At 65.7% G+C, this 2,708-nt stretch carries 4 protein-coding genes and 1 pseudogene; 3 read left to right on the forward strand and 2 right to left on the reverse strand.

Features of this window, described 5'->3' with window-relative positions:
- Together B4M62_RS06660 and B4M62_RS14760 are read left to right on the forward strand one after the other, a co-directional pair.
- Positions 1 to 695, forward strand: a pseudogene (locus B4M62_RS06660) (IS481 family transposase); the annotation flags it as partial.
- A 51-nt stretch (positions 696 to 746) separates the two neighbouring features.
- Entirely contained in the window at positions 747 to 1,226 is a 480-nt protein-coding gene (locus B4M62_RS14760; RefSeq protein ID WP_414651802.1) for a Mu transposase domain-containing protein, read from the forward strand.
- Positions 1,227 to 1,336: 110 nt separating this feature from the next.
- Here B4M62_RS14760 and B4M62_RS06665 read toward each other — a convergent pair whose 3' ends face one another.
- The gene (locus B4M62_RS06665; protein ID WP_290706198.1) at positions 1,337 to 1,492 is read right to left on the reverse strand and encodes a hypothetical protein; all 156 of its coding nucleotides are present in this window, start codon (positions 1,490 to 1,492) and stop codon (positions 1,337 to 1,339) included.
- Positions 1,493 to 1,644: 152 nt separating this feature from the next.
- Complete coding sequence (locus B4M62_RS06670) at positions 1,645 to 2,058, reverse strand: pyridoxamine 5'-phosphate oxidase family protein (RefSeq protein WP_290706199.1); 414 nt, start codon at positions 2,056 to 2,058, stop codon at positions 1,645 to 1,647.
- Between the two features lie 121 nt (positions 2,059 to 2,179).
- Here B4M62_RS06670 and B4M62_RS06675 point away from each other — a divergent pair.
- On the forward strand, positions 2,180 to 2,708 hold a 529-nt coding region (locus B4M62_RS06675; protein ID WP_290706200.1), incomplete at its 3' end, for a DinB family protein.

Genomic DNA, 2,708 nt, shown 5'->3' on the forward strand with positions numbered 1-2,708 from the left:
CGGAGTTGGAAGCGAGGATCGTGGAGCTGCGCCGGACGCATCCGGGGTGGGGTCCGCGCACGATCCTGTTCCGGTTGGAAGCAGAGCGGGTGGTGCCGTTGCCGGGTCGTTCGTCGGTGTATCGGTGTCTGGTCCGTCACGGTCTGATCGAGCCCGAGGCCCGCCGCCGGAAGAAGGTCGATTACAAGCGGTGGGAACGCAGCCGGGCGATGGAGCTGTGGCAGATGGATGTCGTTGGTGGTGTGCGGCTGGTGAACGGGTGGAAGGCATCGATCGTGTCGGGCATCGATGATCACTCCCGATTCATCATCTCCGCGCACGTGGTCGAGCGAGCGACAGCGCGGCCGGTGTGTGAGGCGCTGACGAGAGCGATGCGCGCTTTCGGTGTGCCGCAGGAAGTGTTGACCGACAACGGCAAGGTGTTCACCGGCCGGTTTGGTCCAGGCTCCGGTGAGGTGCTGTTTGACAGGATCTGCCGGGAGAACGGGATCAAGCACATCCTCACCGCGCCCCGCTCGCCGACCACGACCGGCAAGATCGAGCGGTGGCACAAGACGATGCGCCGCGAGTTCTTGAACGGCAAGGTGTTCGAGTCGATCGCCGACGCCCAGGCGCAGCTCGATGCGTGGGTGCACGAATACAACCACGACCGCCGCCATCAAGGCATTGGTGACGTTGTTCCGTGGGAACGGTTCCGTCTCGCCGGCCGTGACGGTGTCGAGCCGGTCGTGCGCGCGGATGAGCCGGTGACGACACGTCGGGTCGGCAAGACCGGCAAGATCAGCTTCGCCGGTGAGCTCTACCCGGTCGGGGTGTGGCTCGCCGGCGAGACCGTCGATGTGTCGGTCGCAGATGGGTTGGTGTCGATCCACCACCGTCAGGTGCTCGTGGCCACACATGCCCAGCGGCATCGTCCGTCGAACGAGTCCAAAGCGCTCCGACGCAAGGCGACAGCCAAGCAGCCGCGACCGCGCCAGGCGACCGTCGGTCAGAGCGTGACCCGCAAAGTCGACTCATCCGGCAACGTCTGTTTTGCTGCCACGACATATCGGGTCGGCAACGCTCACAAGCGTCGACAGGTCCAAGTCGCGATCGTCGGCAACACCGTCGAGATCTCCGCCGGCGGCGAGATCCTTCGCGTGCACCCGATCCGCCACGACCGCTCCCGCGAACACGGCGCCTTCGCCAACGCCGGCGGCAGACCCTCACGCACCAACGCCGCCTAACCCCTCACCCGAGTGGAACACAACTACCGGAGCCAACACGGAACACGGCTACCGGGACTTGACAACGGCCACTGCCCGCGGGCATGCGACGTCAGCTGATCGGCGACAGCTCACCACCACCGCAAGAGTGACGACATCCCGGCAAGCACGAACGACGCCACCACCAGGATCGCCGTCCAGCGAACGGTTCTGCTCCGTCGGATCGGTTCGACATCGCACTCGTCGACGTCCCAATCGTCGTAGAGGTCCTCCGGGTCGCTGGCCACGGACCGAGCGTATGGGGAGCTCCGCACGGTGAGAGTTCACACCTGACACCACATCGTCCGCGACTGGCGTTCATCGCCCAGAGTTGTCGCCCACGCCGGTCAGTTGATCCTTGATCGACTGCATCTACAGGAACCGACCAAATGCGCCCGCGTCAGGGCATGACAACGCCCGACACCCTTGTCGGCGTGAGCTGGAACATCGCTCTACCCGGGGCCTCGAGCACGGGTGCAATGGCCTCGCGTGCCCATGCGTAGTCGGGGTGATCAGTCGTGTCGAGGATGAGTTGACGCAGGTCCGCAGGGTTGTCGGCGTGGATCACCACCTCCCCCTCGACCGTCACGAACGACCACGGCTCGTGCGGGTTCAAGACGGTGAGGGCACATCGCGGATCGCGCACCAGCGAGCGGCCCTTCCATCGATCCAGGCTGGTCGAGAAGAACAGCTCGTCGCCACGACGGGCGAATGAGATCATCGACGTCGATGGAGTCCCGGCCGCTCGAACGGTGGCCAGCAGCGCGATCACGCTGCGCCCGATGAACTGGTCCTGCGCTTCGGTACCGATCATGCCGACTCCTTCAACGACGAACGTACCTCGTGAGGGCCGCCGGTCATGCGGCCCGAGCCTTCTTCAACAAGCCTCCAACAACCTGCGCGCCGCGCCGACAAGGCTGTGACACGCTTCCCAAATGGCAAGCAGCGCTGACACCATCACCCAGTCCGTTCGCCTCACGCTCGAGAGTGCGTGGCAACCGGTGAACGACCTGCGCACTCGGCTCACCGCCGACGCGTACTTGTGGGAGCCGGCCGCGCCGTGTTGGACCGTGCGGCCCACCGACGGCGGCTGGGCTGCGGATTGGGTGGAGGATGAGCCAAGCCCTGCTCCATTCACCACGATCGCCTGGCGCACGTGGCACATCGGCGTCGACTGTCTCGACAGCTACTCCGGCCGCCTCGTCGGGCGTGGCGGCACAGGTCTCACCGGCACCGCGTGGGTGGGCACACCAGTGGAAGCGCTCGACCTGCTCGACCAGGCCTGGGCCGTGTTCTTCAGCGCGATCACATCGTGGACCGCGGACGACCTGGTCTCCCCGCTCGGCAGCGACTGGGGCCCATACGGTGCGCAGCCGAAGCTCGACCTGGCGATGCACGCGTGCCGCGAAGTCATTCATCACCTGGCAGAGATCTCGCTCCTGGTCGACCTCCACACAACGACCG

It is taken from the genome of Gordonia sp. UBA5067 (assembly GCF_002414845.1).
Classification (GTDB): domain Bacteria; phylum Actinomycetota; class Actinomycetes; order Mycobacteriales; family Mycobacteriaceae; genus Gordonia; species Gordonia defluvii.

Coding starts and splice junctions, on each gene's coding strand:
- B4M62_RS06670 (WP_290706199.1), bottom strand. CDS start 2,058: ATGATCGGTACCGAAGCGCAGGACCAGTTCATCGGGCGCAGCGTGATC.